Source organism: Marinobacter nitratireducens (assembly GCF_000708045.1).
Lineage (GTDB): Bacteria > Pseudomonadota > Gammaproteobacteria > Pseudomonadales > Oleiphilaceae > Marinobacter > Marinobacter nitratireducens.
Map to the genome: position 1 here is coordinate 297,738 of NZ_ANIE01000003.1, position 21,413 is coordinate 319,150.

The following is a 21,413-nucleotide window of genomic DNA, read 5'->3' on the forward strand; positions in this document are numbered from 1 at the left end:
ACTTGAAGATTCTCGTAACGGGAACCGCGGGATTTATCGGTTCACATCTGGCCCATCGCTTGCTGGATCGTGGCGATGAGGTCATTGGCGTGGACAACGTCAATGATTACTACGATGTGAACCTGAAGGAAGCCCGCCTTGAGCGCCTGACCTGTAAACCCGGCTTTACCGAGGTCCGGCAGGATGTATCGGACCGGGCTGCCATGGAAAAGCTGTTTGCCGAGCATCAGCCTGAGCGGGTTGTGCACCTGGCTGCTCAAGCCGGTGTCCGTTATTCCATCGAGAATCCTCATGCCTATGTGGATGCCAACCTTGTTGGCTTTATGAATATTCTGGAGGGGTGCCGACACAATGGTGTTAAGCACCTCGTCTATGCTTCCAGCAGTTCCGTGTACGGCGCTAACGAAACCATGCCGTTTTCCGTGCACGACAATGTAGACCATCCGCTAAGTCTGTATGCGGCCTCCAAGAAGGCCAACGAATTGATGGCCCACACCTACAGCCACCTCTACAACCTGCCGACGACTGGCCTGCGGTTTTTCACCGTTTATGGTCCCTGGGGACGGCCGGATATGGCATTGTTTATTTTTACCAAGAAGATCCTGGCGGGCGAGCCCATTGACGTGTTTAACCATGGCCACCACAAGCGGGACTTTACCTATATTGACGACATCGTCGAAGGGGTCATCCGAACCCTCGATAACGTTGCGCAACCCAACGAAGCGTGGACGGGTGCACAACCTGACCCGGGTACCAGCAAGGCGCCGTATCGTATTTACAACATCGGCAGCAACAACCCTGTCGAGCTGTCCCGCTTCATTGAAATCATTGAGGAACGTGTCGGCAAGAAGGCTCAAAAGAACCTTCTGCCTCTGCAGCCCGGGGATGTTCCCGCAACCTATGCGAACGTGGATGACCTGATCAACGATGTGGACTACAAACCGGCCACCTCGGTAGATGAGGGCATCGCCAACTTCGTTGACTGGTATCGCAACTTCTACAACGTCTGAGCTTTCGAAAGGTGGAACAGCTAATCTGACCGATGATTTGCAGGCGCGACGTCATCGGTCAGTGAATGGAGGCTTTCCGGCAATGTGAGTTCCACTCGGCGGCGAGTCAATGGACAGTCGAAAGTGAGTGCCACGGCAACCAGTTGAAGCGGTGCGCGAGCCTGGTTGCCATAGAGTCGGTCGCCGATGATTGGGTGGCCGATTCCAGCCAGATGTTTCCGGATCTGGTGCTTCCTCCCGGTCTCGATCCTCACCTCGACGGTATCGCCGGACACCGCCGATACCCAGCTCCGAGCTTCTTTGCCGTCTATGGGGGCGTCGATCAATCGATTTTCCGACACGAGCTTGCCTTCAACCCGGGCCCGGTAGATTTTGGTCATTTCGCGTCCGGAGAGGCATTGAGACAGGGCCGCCGCAGCCTTGCCATCGTGGGCGATCAGCATCAGGCCGGCGGCATCTGCATCAAGTCTGTGAACCAGAAAGCAGGGCCGGTTTAATCTTTGCTCGACCAGTCTCAGCAGACTGCAGTGATCTCCCCACTGGGAGCCCTGGGACAGGAGTCCATGGGGTTTGTACCAGACGCTGTAGCGAGACTTATCTTCGAGCAGTTCCGGTGTTTCCGGCGTTCTTGCGAGTACCTGCTCGTCGTAAAACAGCTGCAGCCGAGAACCTTTCTTTAGCGTCCGCTTGGCTTTCCGCAGTCGAACCTGCTTGCCTTTCTGGGTCCACCAGCAGGCGCCTTTGGCCATCGCATCCTTGATCCGTTGTTTGGGTAGACCTGATGCATCAGCGAGCGCATCTACGGCGGTGACAGGTGATTCGGCAGTAATATCGAAATGTTTTCTCATCGGGTACTTTGCGGGAAGATTTTCTGGGAGCAGGGTGCTGCATGTACACTCGCTATAATACCCCGAAACCCTCGCATTGCGTGAGCTTCACTACCCGTTCAAACAGAGACAGTGCTCGATGACACCAGTCCCAAAATTCGAAAACGCCGGCATCGGGTCCTGGATGGTTCGTCTTTTTGATGCCATTGATGAGGACAATCTCGGTTGGATCCTGTCGTTGGCCCGTCGATGTGAGACGCTATTTGGCACCGCGCTCGTTGATCTCGTGCCTTCCTATACCACCCTGCTGATCCAGTACGATCCGCTTACCTTCACGCCGGACGAAGCGCGGGCCGTGATTCGGCGTGCAGCAGATGGCCTTGCGCCGGAGAATGGCCCATCGGAAGCACCGGTCAAGAAAATCCCTGTGTGGTATGACCCGACGGTTGGCCCGGATTTGCCGAAGCTGGCGTCGAGATGGTCCATGGGGGTGGATGAGGTGGTTGAGTTACATGCAGGTACTGAGTACCGGGTCTATGCTCTTGGATTTGCGCCTGGCTTTGCATTCATGGGCGTTGTTGACCCTGCGTTGGAAACCACCCGGCTATCCACGCCGCGCCAACGGGTTCATGCAGGCAGTGTCTCCATCGCAGGTCGTCAGACATCGGCCTATCCCGCGGTGTCGCCCGGGGGTTGGAACATCATCGGCCGGACGCCCATAACGCTGTTCGACCGGCAGCGGGACGAGATGAGCTTTCTGCAGGTTGGCGACCGGGTCAGGATGGTTCCAGTGACCAAGGGCGAGTTTCTGAAGCTTGGCGGTGACCCAACACCTCAGGAGGAAGCGTGAGTATGGGGTCAGAACCTGTGTTCCGAGTGGTAACGCCAGGGCCGTTGGCAATGTTGCAGGATGCGGGCAGGTTTGGTGTTCGCCATCTGGGCATTACTCAGGGTGGAGCGGCGGATTTACATGCCTGGGCCTGGGCGAACTGGTTGCTGGGCAATGCATGGGGCGCGGCAACCGTGGAAGTGACCTTTGGAGGATTGGTTCTTGAGGCGGTCAGGGGCGCGTCGGTAGCACTGACAGGGGCAGACCTGGGGGTGACACTGGATGATGTGGCAGTAACGCCGTGGCAAACACTTCGGCTTGAGCCTGGTCAGCGGCTAGCCTTCGGGTCTCCCCGGTCTGGCCTTCGAGCCTACCTTGCTGTCGCGGGTGGTTTCTGCGCCGAAAACGTACTTGGCAGCCTTTCGGCCGTTGGTCGGGAACGGCTCGGCGGTCACGATGGGGAGGGTGGGGCTCTGGCAGTGGGTGATGTTGTGCACGGCATGCCGGAGGACGATCTCGCGGTCGATCATGCGGTGAGGAAAGTGCCTGAATCAGAAAGACTTGATTACAGCGAGTTGCCTGAGCTGGATATGATTCCCGGAGCCCAGATCGCGCACTTTACCGGGCGCAGTATCTTCGATGTTTTCAATAAAGTCTGGGAAGTCGACAACCGGTCAGACCGTATGGGCATTCGATTGAATGGCCCTCTCATTAGGGGGGCTGTAAACAATATGATATCTGAGGGGTTGGCGCTTGGTGCGGTTCAGGTACCGCCTGATGGGCATCCGATTGTTCTTCTGAACGACCGCCAGACTATTGGGGGATACCCCCGTCTGGGAACCGTGACTCCGTTGGCGTGTAGCCGTCTGGCACAATGTAAGCCCGGTACCCGGGTGCGCTTCCGACCGAAATCTCTTGAAAAGGCCCACCGACAATATGCTGAATTTTTGCGATTTTTTCGGGGAGGGTGAAATAAAAAAAGCCAGTTCTCACGGTTGCCGTAAGTAACTGACTTTCTTGGCAGGATTGGTAGGACCACCCAGATTCGAACTGGGGACCTCTACCATGTCAAGGTAGCGCTCTAACCAACTGAGCTATGGTCCTGTCCTGCAACGGGGTCGTAATATACTGATGCGCCTGTTGGCGGTCAACCACTTTATGCGGTTTTTTGTTTCCGCAGTGTGCTCTTGATGGCTTTGCTCAAGACGCCCCAGCGGTTGACGATCAGAGCTGCGAAAATCAGTCCACAACCGCCCATTTGCAGTGGCGTCATCATCTCTCCAAACCAGCCCGCAGCGAATAGCGTCACCCATACAGGTTCCAAGATAAGAATGACGACACCATGGCTATGGGCCGAAAGGCTCTGAGCCAGGGTTTGCAGCAAAAAGCGACCGGCAGTGCCAATGACAGCACTGGCTGCGACCCACCAGATCAGCATCGGGTCCGGGTTTTTGAATGTCGGGGCCCAGGATTCGAGGGTAAAGGAGATGGGTAACGTAACAAGACCTACCGTGAGCAGCGCCAGCGCCGTGAGGGGCAAGGGCGGAACCTTCTGTTTCTCGACGATCTGCCCGGAGCGTTTAACCACGGTCCGTTGGTTGGCGGCCCGGGTATTCAGTGTGAAGTAGAGCGCGAAGATCGTGGCGGCTACAACAAAGAAAATCTGCCCGGCTTCCGGATTGAAGCCGTTCTTGAGCGACAGGAGTGCCAGCCCCGCAACGGCGATGGGGAGTGCCAGCCAGGTTGATGCGGGCTGAGCTTCCTTGAACAGTAGTCGAGCAATGACCGGCACAATCACCACGCCAAGGCTGGTGAGAAATGCACCTTCACCGAGGCTGGTGATATGGAACAGCCCCATGACCCAGAAGCTCATAGCGATGCCGAAAACCGTCCCAACACCGGCGCTTCGGCTAATCTGATCCAGGCTTAGCTTTTTAACGGACGGCCAGGCGATGAGGGTAAGAACAAGACCGGCAATGAGAAAGCGAGACGCGGAAAACAGAAGCGGGGGCATGAGCAGAATTGCCTCTTTCGAGAACATCCAGCTTATAGCCGCAAGTAAGGTAACGACAACGAGGAGGAGATCGGATTTCTGGGCGTTCGACATTGCTTTTCCGTTTGTTGGATTTCGGCGACGGGAAAGCGGAACAATGTATAGTTTGCGAACTAAAAAAGATAGATCGGTGAAACCGATAGTTTCAAATTGGCTCTTCCCTGAGCCCCTATATCCTTTATTGGAATGGCGTTTCAGTGATCAGTTGTTCAGCGTGGTGTAGACCAGTGTCGACATGTCGGTCTGATCCGAACCGGGGACTTCAATGTAAGTGTCGCCGGCCCCCCACAACTGCCACCATGCCCGCTGATTGTAAGTACGGCTGGCGAAATCGACCTGCACCCCTAATGTACGGTTGTTCACCACAGGCACCGAGATGTTGCCGGTTTCTGTGCCCAGCACACCGCTATGGGTAACGCCTTCGTTCATCAGAATGGGAAAGTGGTTGTAGTAAAGTGCATCAGGGCCATCCTGGCTGGTTACTTTGCCGGCGAGGCTGATCGAATCGGAGCACGAATCGATCCCGACCGCGGTCGTAGCGCCGCAAGCCGAGTGAGTGGGTACCACACCGTCGTCAGTGCCGGAAATGAAGGGCTTGGTGATTCCACCGTAGGACGAGCCCCCAGCAACAAAGCGAAGCCGCGGGATTGTATTGGGGGAGACTGCAAGGTTACGGGACACGTTGGTCTGAAGGTCGTTAACGACGCCCAGTTTACCCGGCTCTGGCTCAATGCCAGTGAACGCCTCAACCGCCGCTCTCAGTGGCCAGTTGTACCAGCTGTCGTTGTAGGCGAGATCCATGGCCAGGTCGGCGAGGTCTGTGCCGCCACCGGCACCGGAATAATCCAGGGATGCCAGGATCTTAAGGGGCGGGAGCCCCTCTGACTGGAGCCAGCGCGCCTGGTTTTCCAACAGATAACGGGTCACCAGGTCTCCGGTTGAGTGGGATACGATGATGCAGTAGTTGTTGCACAGTCCCTGCTGGCTGATCTGACGAACCTGTTGGTAGGCTTGTTGTGCAATTTTGCCTTCAACCCGGCCGTCGCTTGCCCAGTCGATCCGTGCTTCAGCCCGAGACAGCCAGAACGTCCGCCAATAGTCTTCGCCCGCATCCTTGACCGCCTGCAAGTCGGCTGGCGGGTTGGCCAGATCCTCCTGCTGGAATCCATGCACCAGAATGACGTTGTGTCCAGCCAGCTGGGCCTGGGCGCTTCCAACAAAGAGGCTGCTGGTTACAGCAACTGCAAGGGCGGTTTTACAGGCACTTCCTAGTTTCATTGTTGTCATGATTGCTCCGTGTTTCTTGATTTATTGTTTTACGGCATCAGAACTTGTCGGCCAGCCGCTTGAGCAGGGCTGCCCGTTGTTCCGATTCGGGATTCACCGCCGGCGTGTCTTGGAGCGATTCGAGGTCCGGTGGTGTGAATGAATAGCCATCTTCAGGCCCGTAACCATAATTGGTGCGGTCACCGGGACGAGCGGGCATCTGTCTCAGCTGAAGATAGCGAATGGAAAAGTCGTTAATGGGGTCGAGGTTGGCCAGAACCGTACCGTGAGCGCGAAGCTTGAATGTATCCGATGATCCGTCAAGCTGCTTTTCCGCCTGGAGTTGTGCAACCGGGGTAGCGCCAGCATAGAGTTGTGCGGACAGGGAGTAGAAGCCTGATTGCTCAGCATCGAATTTGACCGGGATGATGAGGTTGTTGCCTTCGACGTAAGTGTCTCCGAGCCCTTTAAATTCGCCAAGAAAAGGCTCAATGGTGAGGGTGGATACGTGCCGGACGGGCGAGCCATCAATTCGGGCTTCGACAATCAGGCGGTATTCTCCGGGTTCATGATCACTTGAGAGTACGCCTTCGTAGTAACCGGATGTGCCGTCAATGGTGAGATCTGTCGCATCCACCTTTGAGGCGGTTTCAGGCTGAGAGAGTGTTGCCTGCAGTGTGCGACCCGCGACCTGGGGGCCGGTTATTGTGGCAATAACCAGAATGGATTCTCCCCGGGTAAATCGGAATTTGTCCAGGGTGACAACGAATTGGCCAGAATCACCCAGTGGTAGCGAGAGTGGGGAGTAAGTGTTGCCCTGATAGCCCTGGGCCTGACCAGGATTAAGTGGGATGGACCAGGAAGGATACCGAATAGATTGCTCGTACTGATCCGCCACGCGAGCTAACATGAACCCCATCGGATTTGCTTCCGGCGCGCTTTGAGTGTCATCTTCGGTGTCTTCAAAGGATTCGTGAGCAGCAGGGCGGGGAGCTAAGGGCTGCGTTTGCATTTCTGCCTCGCTGTATTGCCAGCTGAAACCGCTATTATTGTCTTTCAGTAATAGGAAGCCGGCTCCACCAACGCTAATGACGAGGAGGGCGCCTGCCAGCAGGATTCCCTTGTAGGGCATCAGACCAGTCCTTCTTGTTTTTATAGTGTGCCTGGCCAATTAACATACAGTTTCATTGTTTGAAACGGCAAAAGGTTAGGACGAAAATGTAACAAAATGTGTTTAGCTTGTGAGAGGAGTCACAATTCAGTCATGCGGTACCTCGAAACGTTCCATCGCCGCTTACGGCGTATTCGCGAGGCAGGCAAGCTTTCGACGCTGGATGTTGCCCAGATGTGTGGCGTGGATGAGAGCCAGGTGAAGAGCTGGGAGGCGACAGATGTCCGGAAGCGAAGCTACCCTGGTGTTAGTGAGTTGTTTGACCTGTGCCTGAAGACTGAAACGCCTTTGGATAACCTGCTGGATCTCGATGCCGCCGGGGATGACGGGCAGTTGGAGTTGCCGGGGCTGGCCTTCAGTAACAGTGATGATCTCTCTGCCGCGCTGAAACAGCTGGAGGAGGAGATTGATCGGGTTCAGCTTTCTGAGGATGAAGCCGAACTGCTGCGCCGGTTTCGGAAAAGCTCCTCCGATAACCAGCGCATGGTGCTGCAGATTCTGGGCGACTGATCCCAGTCGCCCGGTCTTTATTTGCCTTTCTTGTAGATGTTCTCGTAGACGTAATTTGTGGCTTCCACAAAACCGTCGATGCTTCCGCAGTCAAAGCGGCGCCCTTTGAACTGGTAGGCCAGCACGCAGCCGTTCTGTGCTTGCTGGAGTAGCGCGTCGGTAATCTGCACCTCACCGTTCTTTCCGGGCGGCGTATTCTCAATGATCTCGAATATATCCGGAGTAAGAATATATCGGCCGATAATGGCCAGGTTGCTTGGCGCGTCTTCCGGTGCCGGTTTCTCGACCATATCTGTAATACGGTAGAGTCCATCCTTCATGGGTTCGCCGGCGATGACGCCGTACTTGTGGGTCTCGTTCTCGGGCACTTCTTCAATGGCTACGATGGAGCACCGGAACTGCTTGTACAGCTTGACCATCTGGGTCAGTACGCCATCTTCGCCTTCATTCCCCAGACAGAAGTCATCGGCCAGGACGACGGCGAAAGGATTGTCGCCAACCAGATTGCGACCAGTCAGAATCGCATGGCCGAGGCCTTTCATTTCATTCTGGCGGGTAAAGGCAAAGCTGTTGTTGTTGATCAGATCCCTGATGGAGGTGAGAAGGTCCTCCTTACCGGAGCCGGCGATCTGGTGCTCCAGCTCATAACTGATATCGAAATGGTCCTCGATGGCCCGTTTGCCTCGACCGGTTACAAAGCCGAATTCGTGAATGCCGGCGTCAGCCGCTTCCTCAACCCCGTACTGAACCAGAGGTTTGTTGACCACCGGAAGGATTTCCTTGGGCATGGCCTTGGTTGCAGGGAGGAATCGGGTTCCGTAACCAGCAACGGGAAACAGGCATTTTTTGATCATGGTGCTCATCCTTCTGTTCAGCTTTCTGCCTTGAATTGAATATGTATCAGTTAGGGCTATTCACAAAGTGTGCCGAGTGTACCCAAAGCTATCTGTTAAATGGAGACCTTCCGGCGAAGAGCCTTCATTTCAGTACCGTCATAGAGTGATTCGAACTGAGTCGAATTGTAACGTTTGGCAAGCGTTGCTGGCGTGTTTCGGGCGCAACGAATACATTACATGAAATTAAGGATTGCCGGCTTGGCGCCGGGATGTTTCTTCGGTCACTAGATGGCTTGGTTTGTGAACAAACTCTTTTGCATCGCACTGATTTGGTGCGCTTACATTGCATCAGCTTCCGCGGCGCTCGTCACTGAGCATCGTCCACACTGGTTGGACTCCAAACTTCAGTTCTCTGGAGCATCTGCGCAGACCAGGGAAACGTTTCGTGGCAATGTCGGGGTGGAGGCGAATAGTCTGATCTTCCCGGGACACACCATGGGAGTTCGGTTCTATAATGACTCCGTCCCGAAAGCCGACCGTCATCGGGATTTATTGAGGTTGCAATACTCGTTCCCGCTGGAAGGTGCCCGTGTTCAGCTTAACCTCTCTGACCGAGGCTACCAGGACGCCGAGACGTCGAACGGGGCCAGGGTGTCTGAAGCCGTTCAGCGGCGTTCGATGGCGCTCCTGGTCACCAGACCTCTGATGTCGGCGCGCGGTATACGTTTTAATAGCACGATCAAGCATTTTGCAAGGTCCTCAGACGAGTTCCAGTCTGGAGCGTGGGACAGTAGTACAACAGAGCGGCGCTCTTCGATGGGGTTGCAAGCGGTTGGGGAAGGTCAGGTGCTGTCGCTGTTTTCGTTACAGACCCGAGTAGATGCCCAGGTCGGAACCGAATATGAGGCTACCCGCGCTTCTGAGCGGCGGGACGAGTCGAACGTCAGTTATCGCAAGTTGGCGGTTTCTTCGTCGCTCTCCCGCGAGTTAACAAACTGGCGTGTATCGCTGGATGGACACTATCAGTTTTCTGAAGAGCCGTTGCCGGATTCAGAACAGGTTACAGTCGCCTCTTCATCTCTTTTAACGGGATTTGCCGGTAACTCTCTGTCTGCAGATGAGGGTGGCTGGTTAAAACTGGGTGCTCAAAGCCCGTCGTTTATTGTTCCGTATGTGGCTGATGTTCGAACTAACTTCCGCCTGGCAACGCTGCGAGGGTGGGTGCCTGACACTGATGGCCAGCTCGGCCAGTCTGCGCGGGCGACCGCTTATGAGGCGTCCTTGTTTTTGCGGTCCGCCAGTTTTGACGCCAGCCTGACGGTTGGTAAGATGTTTGAAGCGGATGGCGGCAGCTTTGCTGTGCCCAAGTCTCCAGACGTTTCCTTGTCTTTGCATATTGACCTGTAGGTTCGGTAAGCCGGTTTTGTTAACAAAACCGAGTCCCATTTTCTTTCCTGTCCTCTAAGTTGCTGATTTCCTGTTGATGGCTCTGACCTGGTTGGCGATCCCTACTGACCTGCCCCTTCCTTTTTGTTGACAATCTCGCGAACTCGGCGTAATTTTCCATCATTCGATACAGGATTGTTAACAAAATATGGCTGAAGCACCGATCCAGACCCAAACCCGAGCCGATGAAGCCTTCGATTGTCTGCAAACAGCAATCGTCACGGGCGATCTGGCACCCGGCGAAAAGATTGGCGAAGTCGAGCTGTGCTCGCGCTTTGATCTTACCCGGGGGCCATTGCGAGAGGCGTTAGGGCGCCTTGAGTCTCGCGGTCTTCTGATTCGTCGCCCGCATGCGGGTGTGAAAGTGGTCTCTGTCAGTGCTTCCGAACTGCTCGAACTCTACCGAATCCGGGAAGTGATGGAAGGGTTGGCGGCAAAGCAGGCCGCTGAACGCATGACCGATGAGGAAATCAGAGATCTGAAGTCTACATTGGACAGCCACGAAAAAATGATCGAAGAGGCTCAGGGCCAGGCGTATTATCAAGCCGAGGGCGATTACGATTTCCATCATCGGATTGCCACAGGTAGCCGCAATACTAAGCTTGCTCAGATGCTCTTGGGCGATCTCTATTACATGGTGCGGATGTACCGTTACCGGTTAAGCACCTCAGCCGGGCGCCCCCATCTGGCGCTTGGTGAACACCGCCGTATCGTCGAAGCCATTGCTCAGCGCGATGGTGAACTCGCCGAATTCCTGATGAAAAGACACATCAATGCCGCGCGTTTGAATATCGAGAAAAAGATTGAAGAAGGCGTTCTAACGATCTGATAAGAGAGGATATTGTTATGGCCGATAAGCTTTCCCCGGGTGCCCGTTTCCGCAAGGCGCTGACAGAAAATCAACCGCTTCAAATCGTTGGCACTATCAACGCCTACGCCGCCATGATGGCGGAACGGGTGGGGCATCAAGCTATCTACCTGTCGGGCGGCGGTGTTGCAAACGCCTCTTACGGCCTTCCTGATCTTGGCATGACCAGCATGAACGACGTCGTTGAAGATGTCCGTCGAATCACTGCTGCGACGGATCTGCCGCTGCTGGTGGATATCGATACCGGTTGGGGTGGGGCGTTCAACATTGCCCGCACCATCAAGGAAATGGAACGAGCTGGTGCTGCGGCTGTCCACATTGAGGATCAGGTCGCCCAGAAGCGTTGCGGCCACCGTCCGAACAAGGAAATCGTCTCCAAAGAAGAAATGGTGGATCGGATCAAAGCCGCTGCCGATGCCCGTGAAGACAAAGATTTCTTCATCATGGCGCGTACGGACGCCTTCCAGAAGGAAGGCCTCGAAGCCGCCATCGACCGTGCAAAGGCCTGTATCGAAGCGGGTGCGGATGGCATCTTTGCTGAGGCCGTTCATGAGCTTTCTGATTACAAAGCATTTGCCGAGGCCATTGATGCGCCGATTCTGGCAAATATCACCGAGTTTGGAGCCACTCCGTTGTACAACAAGGCTGAGCTCGCCGAAGCCGGCGCCGCGATGGTGCTTTATCCGCTGAGCGCCTTCCGTGCCATGAACAAAGCGGCGCTGACTGTCTACCAGAACATTCTGGAAAAAGGCGATCAGAAAGATGTTGTGGACCTGATGCAGACTCGCATGGAGCTGTACGATTTCCTCAACTACCACGACTTTGAGCAGAAGCTGGACAAGCTTTTCACCCAGAACAAAGGCTAAACAACGACTAGAGGGAGAATGACCATGGCTGAAGCAAAGAAACTTGGTGGCGCAGGCCTGCGTGGACAGGTTGCCGGTGAAACCGCTCTGTGTACCGTCGGAAAAACTGGTACCGGCCTGACCTATCGTGGCTATGACATTACCGATCTGGCCGACAATGCCCAGTTCGAAGAAGTGGCGTACCTGCTACTGCGTGGAAAGCTGCCGAACCAGCAGGAGCTTGATGCTTATAAGCAGAAACTCCAGAGCCTGCGTACGCTGCCTGACGCGCTGAAGACCGTTCTTGAGCAGATTCCCAAGAACGCTCACCCGATGGATGTCATGCGCACCGGCTGCTCCATGCTGGGCAATCTGGAAACTGAAAACGACTTCAGTGAACAAGACGACAAGATCGACCGGATGCTGGCGGTATTCCCGGCCATCATTACCTACTGGTATCGCTTCGCGCATGAGGGTATCCGCATTGATACCAGTGCCACTGAAAGCGATTCCATCGGTGGTCTGTTCCTGGAGCTACTCCATGGCAAGAAGCCGAGCGAGCTGCATGAGCGTGTGATGAACGTGTCGCTGATTCTCTATGCAGAGCACGAATTCAACGCGTCTACCTTTACTGCTCGTGTGTGCGCCTCCACGCTGTCTGACATTCATAGCTGTGTCACCGGAGCAATTGGCTCCCTGCGCGGACCGCTGCACGGTGGTGCCAACGAGGCTGCCATGGAGCTGATTCAGAAGTTCCAGAGCCCGGAAGAGGCTGAAGCCGGCCTCATGGGTATGCTGGCGCGCAAGGATAAGATCATGGGCTTCGGTCACGCGATCTACAGCGAATCGGATCCGCGTAACGTGATCATCAAGAAATGGTCCGAGAAGCTGGCACAGGAAGTTGGCGATACCGTTCTTTACCCGGTGTCTGTCCGTTGCGAGGAAGTCATGTGGCGCGAGAAGAAGCTGTTCTGTAACGCGGACTTCTTCCATGCCTCTGCCTATCACTTCATGGGCATTCCGACCGAGCTGTTTACGCCGATCTTTGTGATGTCACGGGTATCTGGCTGGACTGCTCACGTTAAGGAGCAGCGGGCCAACAATCGGATTATCCGTCCAAGTGCCGAGTACACCGGCCCGGAAAGTGAAGAGTGGCTGCCAATCGACCAGCGTAGCTAAGGGCAATTCGAGGGCTGCCGCGGGCAGCCCTGTTTTTAGGACGAATGCCACGAATTGAGAGACCAACGACCATGAATACTGAATACAGAAAGTCCCTTCCGGGTACCGACCTGGAATACTACGACACTCGCCAGGCGGTAGAAGCGATCCAGTCTGGGTCCTACGACAAGCTTCCGTACACCTCCAAGATTCTCGCCGAGCAGCTGGTTCGCCGCTGCGATTCCGAGTCTCTGACCGATTCGCTGAAACAGCTGATCGAACGCAAGCGTGACCTGGATTTTCCCTGGTATCCGGCGCGGGTAGTGTGCCACGACATTCTCGGCCAGACCGCGCTGGTGGATCTGGCTGGCCTGCGTGATGCTATTGCCGAAAAGGGCGGTGATCCTGCCAAGGTAAACCCGGTGGTTCCGACTCAGCTGATTGTGGACCACTCGCTGGCGGTCGAAGCGCCGGGCTTCGATCCGGACGCATTCGACAAGAACCGTGCGATCGAGGATCGTCGCAACGAAGACCGTTTCCACTTTATTGACTGGACCCGTACCGCGTTCAAAAACGTGGACGTGATTCCGGCCGGTAACGGCATCATGCACCAGATTAACCTGGAGAAGATGTCTCCGGTGATTCAGGACCGTGCTGACGACGATGGCCACCGCATTGCATTCCCGGATACCTGTGTTGGTACCGACAGCCATACGCCCCACATTGACTGCCTGGGCGTGATCGCCATTGGCGTTGGCGGCCTGGAAGCAGAGACCGTGATGCTCGGCCGTCCGTCCATGATGCGCCTACCGGATATTGTCGGTGTGAAACTGACTGGCAAACGTCAGCCCGGTATCACTGCGACCGATATCGTTCTGGCTATTACTGAATTCCTGCGTAAGGAACGTGTCGTCGGTGCGTATCTGGAATTCTTTGGTGAGGGCGCGTCCACACTGACCATTGGTGACCGTGCGACCATTTCCAATATGACACCGGAGTACGGCGCCACCGCAGGTATGTTCTACATTGACGAACAAACCATCGATTATCTGAAACTGACTGGTCGTGAGCCGGAACAGGTTGATCTGGTGGAGAAATACGCCAAGGAAACCGGCCTGTGGGCAGACCAGATGACAGAAGCGCAGTACGAGCGCGTGCTGGAATTCGATCTCTCCACGGTCGAACGCAACATGGCTGGCCCGTCCAACCCGCATCGTCGCCTGCCGACGTCTGCATTGCATGAGCGCGGTATTGCGAAGGACCTGGACAAGGCCCTGGCTGAAGAAAAAGAAGGCAAGATGCCGGATGGTGCCGTCATCATCGCGGCCATTACCTCCTGTACGAACACCTCCAACCCCCGTAACGTCGTGGCTGCTGGCCTGCTGGCGAAGAAGGCCAATGAGCTGGGGCTGATTCGTCAGCCGTGGGTGAAGTCTTCCTTTGCACCGGGTTCCAAAGTTGCCCGTCTGTACCTCGAAGAAGCAGGATTGCTGCCCGAGTTGGAAAAGCTGGGCTTCGGTATCGTGGCCTACGCCTGCACCACCTGTAATGGGATGTCCGGTGCCCTGGATCCGAAGATCCAGCAGGAAATCATCGATCGTGACCTGTACGCCACGGCCGTGCTCTCGGGTAACCGTAACTTCGACGGCCGGATTCATCCGTATGCGAAGCAAGCCTTCCTGGCGTCACCGCCGCTGGTGGTTGCCTACGCGATCGCCGGTACCGTCCGTTTTGATATCGAACAGGATGCGCTTGGGTACGACAAAGACGGCAATGCCATCACGTTGAAGGATATTTGGCCTTCGGATGAAGAGATCGATCGCATCGTTGGCGAATACGTGAAGCCTGAGCAGTTCAACCAGGTTTATATCCCGATGTTCGATCTGGGTGACGCAGAGCAGGCCGAAAGCCCGCTGTACGACTGGCGTCCGAAGTCCACCTACATTCGCCGCCCGCCATACTGGGAAGGTGCTCTCGCTGCGGAGCGCACCCTGACCGGTATGCGTCCGCTAGCGGTGCTGGGCGACAACATCACAACGGATCACCTGTCTCCGTCCAATGCCATCATGATGGACTCCGCTGCGGGTGAATACCTGCACAAGATGGGCTTGCCGGAGGAAGACTTTAACTCCTATGCAACGCACCGTGGTGACCACCTGACTGCACAGCGTGCAACCCTGGCCAACCCGAAGATCCTGAACGAAATGGTTCGCGACGAGAACGGCGAAATCATCCAGGGTTCACTGGCGCGCCTGGAGCCGCAAGGCGAAGTCAAGCGTATGTGGGATGTCATTGAAACCTACATGGAGCGCAAACAGCCGCTGATCATCGTTGCCGGCGCTGATTATGGTCAGGGCTCGTCCCGCGACTGGGCCGCCAAAGGTGTTCGCCTTGCAGGTGTTGAAGCGATCGTGGCGGAAGGTTTCGAGCGCATCCATCGTACCAACCTGGTGGGCATGGGCGTTCTGCCCCTGCAGTTCAAGGAAGGGGAGACCCGCAATACCTATAACATCGACGGTACTGAAACCTATGATGTGAAGGGTGATATCGCCCCGGGTGCAGAGCTGACTCTGATTATTCATCGCAAGAATGGCGAGAGCGTTGAAGTGCCAGTGATCTGCCGCCTCGATACCGCTGCCGAGCTGAGCATCTATTCTGCGGGCGGCGTATTGCAGCGCTTTGCCAACGACTTCCTGGAGTCAGAGGGGGCAGCATGAGCTTCGCACCTCAAATAAAGGTACCCGCCACCTACATGCGTGGCGGAACGAGCAAAGGTGTGTTCTTCCGGCTGCAGGATCTGCCGGAAGCCTGCCAGGTCCCGGGTGAAGCCCGGGACAAGCTCCTGCTGAGGGTGATTGGAAGTCCTGATCCGTATCAGAAGCAGACGGACGGTATGGGCGGCGCAACCTCCAGTACCTCCAAAACGGTGATTCTGGCTGAGCCGACTCAGGCGGATCACGATGTGGACTATCTGTTCGGCCAGGTTTCCATCGACAAGCCGTTCGTAGACTGGAGCGGTAACTGCGGGAACCTGACAGCGGCGGTTGGGGCTTTCGCCATCAATGGTGGCTTCGTTGACAAAGACCGGATTCCGGAAAATGGCACCTGTACCGTTCGGATCTGGCAGGCCAACATCAAGAAAACGATTGTGGCCCACGTGCCGATTACCAATGGTGAAGTCCAGGAAACCGGCGATTTTGAGCTCGACGGGGTAACCTTCCCGGCGGCCGAAGTGCAGATCGAGTTCATGGACCCCGCTGATGGTGAAGGAGCGATGTTCCCGACAGGCAATTTGGTCGATGATCTTGAGGTTCCCGGGGTAGGGGTCCTCAAGGCCACCATGATCAACGCCGGCATCCCGACCATCTTCGTGAATGCCGATGCCATTGGATACAAGGGCACTGAACTGCAGGACGACATCAACAGCGATCCCAAGGCGCTCGAAATGTTTGAAACCATCCGCGCCCATGGGGCCGTGAAAATGGGTCTGATCTCGGATGTCAGCGAGGCTGCGGCACGCCAGCACACCCCGAAGGTCGCGTTTGTTGCCAGCCCGCAAGATTACATCGCCTCCAGTGGCAAAGCCATTGCCGCCGTAGACATTGACGTACTGGTTCGGGCTATGTCCATGGGTAAGCTGCATCATGCCATGATGGGCACCGCAGCTGTGGCCATCGCAACCGCGTCGGCCATACCCGGTACCCTGGTGAACCTCGCCGCTGGTGGCGGTGATCGCAACCAGGTAACCTTCGGTCATCCCTCCGGAACCTTGCGCGTTGGCGCCGAGGCAAAGGAGGTGCACGGTCAATGGACAGCAACGAAAGCCATCATGAGCCGGAGTGCTCGGGTGTTGATGGAGGGCTGGGTTAGGGTGCCTGGTTGAGTAAACAGGGGGTCAGGCAAAAGCCTGGCCCTTTTTTATATAAATTAACGAGTTACTGCGAATAGTTTAATAACTTCACAATCAAGTAATTGAACTTTCTAGCGATTTCGTTAAAATCGTGCAACATCTTGTTACATTTCCTGCAACGGACGCTTGTAGTACGACAGTGTGAACAGCACAAGGAGTCGGCGTGGCCCACGTCAGATTGTTCAGACACTATATCCACCTGCCTTTTGTCATCCTAGGTCTGATTGACTTTGCGGTCCTCGCCCTGGCTTTGGCTCTTGCCACGTTTTTCCGCTTTTTTGGCGATGTGGATCTCTTCTTCGGCAACATAATGTTTGTCGTGCCTTCCTGTATTGTTTTCTCTGCGCTTAACCTCGTGGTCATGATCGCGCTTGGTGTCCATCAATCGCGAGTTGAGGAAGGCATGTCCGGCATGATGCTCCGGACAATCATGGCATTGATCATTGCGCTACCTTTGTGCGGTTTTGCCTGGTTTCTCGGCAGCGACTGGCTATGGTATCTCGGTGATAGCGGTGTACTCACCTCTGCCTCAGTGTTTGGTGTATTTCTGTTAGGTATCGCCAGGTCTGTGTTCTTTGTTCTGGTTGGCAAGGACGCTTTCAAGCGTAAGGTTCTCGTGCTGGGTGCCGGGGTGCGAGCACGCCAATTGCTTCAGGATCTAACCACGCCATTCAATCGAAAGGGGTTTGTGCTTGCCGGCTTTGTACCCATGCCGGATGCACCGGTGGAAGTTAATGAGAAATACCTCCTCAACGTGCCTGGCTCCTTACACGATTATATCCTTCGGAACCCTGTCGCCGAGATCGTTGTCGCGGTCGATGACCGCCGCAAGGGGTTGCCCATGGAGGACCTCCTCGAATGCAAGATGGAAGGCATTCGCATCGTCGACGGAGCAAATTTCTATGAGCGAGAATCCCGCAAGGTTGCTCTGGAGATGATCACACCAGGCTGGCTGGTGTTTTCTGATGGTTTCAAGGTGTCATCAGTATTCGGGGTAGGAAAACGTTCCCTCGACCTACTTGCCGCGGGTGCGCTATTCATCGTGACTTGCCCTTTCATGCTGCTGACTGCAATTGCCATCAAACTTGAAGATGGCTGGAAGTCACCCGTCTTTTACAGTCAGGAACGAGTCGGGTTGAACGGAAAGCCGTTCATGGTTCACAAGTTTCGATCGATGATCACTGACGCTGAAAAAGACGGCGCTGTCTGGGCCAAGAAGAACGATGCCCGCGTGACCAAAGTTGGCGAGTTCATCAGGAAGGTCAGGATTGATGAGCTTCCACAAATCTTTAATGTCCTAAACGGTACCATGGCATTTGTCGGACCACGGCCGGAACGCCCGGTCTTCGTGGAGCAGCTGACAGAGAAAATCCCATTCTATAATGAGCGTCACCGGGTCAAACCCGGCCTGACTGGATGGGCCCAACTGTGCTTTGCCTATGCTGATAACGAGGAAGACACTCGGGAGAAGCTTCGGTACGACTTGTACTACATTAAGAACCAGAGTCTGCTGCTGGATTTGTTGGTTATAATTCAGACAGTAGAGGTGGTATTGTTCAAGAAGGGTTCCCGGTGATTTGATCTGAGCCGGTAAGAGCTGTGTGGGTTGTAATTCATGGATAAGAAGAGAGGAACCACTATGTCGAGGGCGATTTTCAAACGGGCGGCGTTGCTTTCCACTTTTGCAGTAGTTCTGCTGAGCGGGTGTGCGTCAACAACCTCATCATCTCCAGAGAAAATTGAGCAGGCACTGGCTCCTCTGCCCTCAGAGGAAGCGAAAGACTACGTTTTGGGGCCCACGGATGTGGTCCAGGTGTCTGTGTGGAGAAACGACGACCTCAGTATTTCGGTACCTGTACGTCCCGACGGGAAGATCTCTGTACCACTGGTGGGTGATGTGGTTGCAAGTGGCCGCACTCCCGAAGCGCTTGCTGAATCGATCGAAACTTCATTGATGCAGTACATTCGGGAGCCTCAGGTAAGTATCGTTGTTACGTCAATGGGTAGTCACGAATACACCGACCGGGTGCGTGTGACGGGTGCTGTGGCCCAACCTACCTCTGTGGCGCATCGCGACGGTATGACGGTGCTTGATATGATCCTTGGTGCGGGTGGCGTCACGCCGTTTGCGGCTCCAAACAATTCAATGCTTTACCGTGTCCACAAGGGGAGCGTAGTTGCGATTCCTGTTCGTCTTGGGGATATCCTCGAAAGGGGGGATGTCGAAACGAACTATTCTCTGAGACCCGGCGACATCGTCACAGTTCCAGAACGTAGCCTGTAATTTGCTTGTCGTTGATGTTTAAGCAGGAATAGGTACCAAAAATGGCATTACCTCTAAGCCAACTGCCACGTGAAGCCATCCGCGAAGTGCGGTCACGAAAGTGGTTGGCCTTCTTTTTGTTTGCTGCTGTTAGCATGGCTGTATTGGCGGTGGGCTATTTGTGGCCATACAAGTACCAGTCAAGTGTAGTGATATTCGTGGACGACCAGAATATCATTCGCCCACTCATGGAAGGCAGTGCGGTTACTACGAAGATTAATGAGCGAGCATCTGCAGCAAAGGAACTGTTGTGGTCCCGCAATGTAATCGAGAAAATTGCCCGGGATCCCGATATATATGGAGAGGGCACGTCTGATATCGGCCCGGCCGAACTTGAAGGTCGCATTGCAGGTTTGAGGGGAAACTTGATTGTCCGGCCCCGGGGTGACTCCTATTTCAGTATTGAATACACCGATAATTCTCAGCTTCGAGCGTTCAAGATTGCGCAACGCCTTGGGCAGTTGTTCATAGAAGAGAATAACGAGCGAAAGCGGGCTGAAAGTCGCGCAGCATACGAATTCATCGATAAACAGGTGAAGTCTTATGAACAGCAACTCGCTCAGGTTGAGCGTAATCTGAAGGACTTCCTCTCGGAAAACGTGGATGGAACGGAGTCGGAAGCAAATAGCCGGATGGCAGACCTGCGGCGTCAGCTAGAGCTTGCGACTCTTGAACGTGAGGAGCTTGAGACTCGTGCTGCCTCACTGCAGCAGCAACTGAATAGCCTGTCTCCATCGCTGACACAGAAGAAAACAGAAGACTCATTCCAGCAGAGAATCAATGCCCTTCAGGCTCGTTTAGATACTCTCAGATTGCAGTATCACGATAGCTACCCCGATATTGTCATTCTTCAGGAGCAACTGACTGAACTCAAGAATCAACGTAGGCAAGCCCTGGCGAACAGTGCTTCCGAGGATACGGCTGTTGAAGGGGAAAGCGTCGCAAACCCGGTGTATCAGGAAGTCCGATCCGAGCTGGTAACCACGCGCGCGGATGCCCAAACCATTCAGACGCGAATCAGGTCGATTGAGCGCTTGATCCAGGAACAGGCCAAACGTATGGAGCGTATCCAGGGAAACAAGGCCCAGTATTCTGAGCTCACCAGGGATATGGAAGTCAACAAGCAGATCTATGACGACCTGTTGAAGCGCAGAGAGAAGGCGCGTGTTTCCATGCATTTGGATATCGAAGGCCAAGGTCTTAACTACAGAATTAATGAGACTGCTCAATACCCATTATCTCCTGACGGGCCACGCTTCGAGTTGTTCGCAATCGCGGGGTTGCTGATTGGTATCGCTGCGCCTTTTGGAGCGGCGGTTGGTTGGGCCCAGGTTGATCCCCGGATTCGTGTTCGGGAGCAAATTGAGGAAGTGTTTGAGTTTCCAGTGCTGGAACAGCTTCCGGAAGTGAGAACTCCTTATGAGAAACGCAAAGACAGAAAGGTCACCGCTGTGATTATTGTCTTTAGCCTCATCGTTGTTGCTGTTTACCTGGGATTTGCCGGGGCAACTGTTTTCGGGGTGAATTAATGAGAGACTTTGATGCCGGCAAGAATGTTGAGCCTATTCCGGAGGATCAGCCGCCTGAGAATGCCGGTGACTGGAACGACTCAAGGCTTCTAGTTCCCAGTTCACTCGAACTCGGTAGCGGGGCGGTAGACAAGTATGTCATCAGTAAACAGATTTCTCGGATGCAAGAGCCGCGACGTCTTACTAATGACGACCTGGACGAGCGCAGAATCATTTACCCCGAATCCCCAAACCGAGATCTCGTCAATCGATTTCGTAATCTCCGGACCAAACTTCTTGAACGTTCCGGGGGCAACAACTTCACGATTGTTGTCAGTGGGGCTTCAGAGGGCGCAGGTTCATCTTTCGTAGCGTTGAATCTGGCAGCCGCATTCGCATTTGATCATGCCAAAACGGCTTTGGTCATTGACTGCAATTTGAGAGAGCCAGCGTTGCATTCATCTCTCGACATCATTCCTGAAAACGGCTTAACAGATTTCCTCGACGATCCTGACTTCGATATCGGGCGCATTCTTTACCCAACCGGAATTCCACGTCTACGTCTTATTCCTGCGGGTAGCCGGCGGGAAACGCCTGCCGAGTTCTTTACTTCTTTCCGGATGAAACAGTTCTTGCAAGCCGTGCGTCGCCGCTACCCCGATCGGTTTATTGTTCTGGACACCGCGCCGATTTCCGATTCACCTGACGCACGTATTTTGACAGAGCTATGTGACTACGGCCTGTTGGTTGTACCACATGGAAAAATCACAACGGCTGGCGTTGAGCAGGCCGCTGGGGCGTTCAGTCGGGAGAAGTTTGTAGGGGCAGTGATCAATGGATAGCAGGCGATTCA

At 54.8% G+C, this 21,413-nt stretch carries 19 protein-coding genes and 1 tRNA gene; 14 read left to right on the forward strand and 6 right to left on the reverse strand.

From position 1 onward, the window contains the following. Positions 1-2 precede the first annotated feature (2 nt). Positions 3-1,010, forward strand: a complete 1,008-nt coding sequence (locus D777_RS03270) for an NAD-dependent epimerase (protein ID WP_036128697.1) — start codon at positions 3-5, stop codon at positions 1,008-1,010. Between the two features lie 20 nt (positions 1,011-1,030). Here the strand turns inward: D777_RS03270 and D777_RS03275 are convergent, their stop codons facing one another. Beyond that, positions 1,031-1,858, reverse strand: a complete 828-nt coding sequence (locus D777_RS03275) for an RluA family pseudouridine synthase (protein WP_036128700.1) — start codon at positions 1,856-1,858, stop codon at positions 1,031-1,033. 118 nt (positions 1,859-1,976) lie between these two features. On the opposite strand from D777_RS03275, the gene D777_RS03280 reads away from it, so the two are divergent. Then, positions 1,977-2,687: a 5-oxoprolinase subunit B family protein gene (locus D777_RS03280; protein WP_036128702.1), complete on the forward strand. Its 711-nt coding sequence runs from the start codon at positions 1,977-1,979 to the stop codon at positions 2,685-2,687. Between the two features lie 2 nt (positions 2,688-2,689). After that, the gene (locus D777_RS03285; protein ID WP_036128703.1) at positions 2,690-3,637 is read left to right on the forward strand and encodes a 5-oxoprolinase subunit C family protein; all 948 of its coding nucleotides are present in this window, start codon (positions 2,690-2,692) and stop codon (positions 3,635-3,637) included. A gap of 56 nt (positions 3,638-3,693) precedes the next feature. On the opposite strand, the gene D777_RS03290 is transcribed toward D777_RS03285, so the two are convergent. From D777_RS03290 to D777_RS03305, 4 genes are all read right to left on the reverse strand, one after another. Next, a tRNA-Val gene (locus tag D777_RS03290) sits at positions 3,694-3,770 on the reverse strand. Positions 3,771-3,822: 52 nt separating this feature from the next. Next, entirely contained in the window at positions 3,823-4,773 is a 951-nt protein-coding gene (locus D777_RS03295) for a DMT family transporter (RefSeq protein ID WP_036128705.1), read from the reverse strand. A 147-nt stretch (positions 4,774-4,920) separates the two neighbouring features. Then, positions 4,921-6,006: a hypothetical protein gene (locus D777_RS03300; protein ID WP_036128708.1), complete on the reverse strand. Its 1,086-nt coding sequence runs from the start codon at positions 6,004-6,006 to the stop codon at positions 4,921-4,923. Between the two features lie 37 nt (positions 6,007-6,043). Beyond that, on the reverse strand, positions 6,044-7,117 hold the full coding sequence (locus D777_RS03305) for a hypothetical protein (protein WP_036128709.1): 1,074 nt from the start codon (positions 7,115-7,117) through the stop codon (positions 6,044-6,046). Positions 7,118-7,249: 132 nt separating this feature from the next. On the opposite strand from D777_RS03305, the gene D777_RS03310 reads away from it, so the two are divergent. Then, positions 7,250-7,666, forward strand: coding sequence for a helix-turn-helix transcriptional regulator (locus D777_RS03310; protein WP_036128712.1), 417 nt, complete (start codon positions 7,250-7,252; stop codon positions 7,664-7,666). Positions 7,667-7,683: 17 nt separating this feature from the next. On the opposite strand, the gene galU is transcribed toward D777_RS03310, so the two are convergent. Beyond that, positions 7,684-8,520: a UTP--glucose-1-phosphate uridylyltransferase GalU gene (galU, locus tag D777_RS03315; RefSeq protein WP_036128714.1), complete on the reverse strand. Its 837-nt coding sequence runs from the start codon at positions 8,518-8,520 to the stop codon at positions 7,684-7,686. 270 nt (positions 8,521-8,790) lie between these two features. On the opposite strand from galU, the gene D777_RS03320 reads away from it, so the two are divergent. The 10 genes from D777_RS03320 to D777_RS03365 all read left to right on the forward strand — a co-directional run bounded on the left by D777_RS03320 (position 8,791) and on the right by D777_RS03365 (position 21,402). Beyond that, complete coding sequence (locus D777_RS03320; protein ID WP_036128716.1) at positions 8,791-9,909, forward strand: ShlB/FhaC/HecB family hemolysin secretion/activation protein; 1,119 nt, start codon at positions 8,791-8,793, stop codon at positions 9,907-9,909. A 187-nt stretch (positions 9,910-10,096) separates the two neighbouring features. After that, entirely contained in the window at positions 10,097-10,777 is a 681-nt protein-coding gene (locus D777_RS03325; RefSeq protein ID WP_036128719.1) for a GntR family transcriptional regulator, read from the forward strand. Between the two features lie 17 nt (positions 10,778-10,794). Beyond that, positions 10,795-11,682 carry a methylisocitrate lyase gene (gene prpB / locus D777_RS03330; protein WP_036128721.1) on the forward strand — a complete coding sequence of 296 codons (888 nt, stop codon included), beginning with the start codon at positions 10,795-10,797 and terminating at the stop codon, positions 11,680-11,682. A 24-nt stretch (positions 11,683-11,706) separates the two neighbouring features. Beyond that, positions 11,707-12,840: a bifunctional 2-methylcitrate synthase/citrate synthase gene (gene prpC / locus D777_RS03335; protein ID WP_036129568.1), complete on the forward strand. Its 1,134-nt coding sequence runs from the start codon at positions 11,707-11,709 to the stop codon at positions 12,838-12,840. A 71-nt stretch (positions 12,841-12,911) separates the two neighbouring features. Further along, positions 12,912-15,536 (forward strand): Fe/S-dependent 2-methylisocitrate dehydratase AcnD, encoded by a 2,625-nt coding sequence (gene acnD / locus D777_RS03340; RefSeq protein WP_036128723.1) that lies wholly within the window; start codon positions 12,912-12,914, stop codon positions 15,534-15,536. Next, positions 15,533-16,702: a 2-methylaconitate cis-trans isomerase PrpF gene (gene prpF, locus D777_RS03345; RefSeq protein WP_036128724.1), complete on the forward strand. Its 1,170-nt coding sequence runs from the start codon at positions 15,533-15,535 to the stop codon at positions 16,700-16,702. The genes acnD and prpF overlap by 4 nt, the downstream gene beginning before the upstream one ends. A 190-nt stretch (positions 16,703-16,892) precedes the next feature. Continuing rightward, entirely contained in the window at positions 16,893-18,305 is a 1,413-nt protein-coding gene (locus D777_RS03350) for a TIGR03013 family XrtA/PEP-CTERM system glycosyltransferase (RefSeq protein ID WP_036128725.1), read from the forward strand. A 63-nt stretch (positions 18,306-18,368) separates the two neighbouring features. Continuing rightward, positions 18,369-19,013 carry an XrtA/PEP-CTERM system exopolysaccharide export protein gene (locus D777_RS03355; RefSeq protein ID WP_036128727.1) on the forward strand — a complete coding sequence of 215 codons (645 nt, stop codon included), beginning with the start codon at positions 18,369-18,371 and terminating at the stop codon, positions 19,011-19,013. A gap of 41 nt (positions 19,014-19,054) precedes the next feature. Next, positions 19,055-20,581 (forward strand): XrtA system polysaccharide chain length determinant, encoded by a 1,527-nt coding sequence (locus D777_RS03360; RefSeq protein WP_036128729.1) that lies wholly within the window; start codon positions 19,055-19,057, stop codon positions 20,579-20,581. Further along, positions 20,581-21,402, forward strand: coding sequence for a P-loop NTPase family protein (locus tag D777_RS03365; protein ID WP_227501652.1), 822 nt, complete (start codon positions 20,581-20,583; stop codon positions 21,400-21,402). The genes D777_RS03360 and D777_RS03365 overlap by 1 nt, the downstream gene beginning before the upstream one ends. Positions 21,403-21,413: the final 11 nt, after the last annotated feature.